Genomic DNA, 210 nt, shown 5'->3' on the forward strand with positions numbered 1-210 from the left:
TTCTGTTTTGACCCCTCCCCTCAGATTCTGATTCAATGGTATGATGTCATTGCTTACTGCTTCAATTTCAATTTCAGCAGCATCCCCCTGAATATTGTCTATAAATAAATATTCCTGCCCGTCCTTGTCCGTATAGCGTAACTCTATCCCATTGTCCAGAATCTGTGCCTCTTTTTCGCTGCAGGTGGTTCCATATACAGCCTCTTGATT

General features: G+C 42.4%; 1 protein-coding gene. It reads right to left on the reverse strand.

Annotated features, from left to right (window positions below; translation table 11 throughout):
* Nucleotides 1-210, reverse strand: a 210-nt coding sequence (locus HJV72_RS19525; RefSeq protein ID WP_330619090.1) for a hypothetical protein, incomplete at both ends; no start/stop codon positions are given.

Source organism: Extibacter sp. GGCC_0201, assembly GCF_017566055.1.
Lineage (GTDB): Bacteria > Bacillota > Clostridia > Lachnospirales > Lachnospiraceae > Extibacter.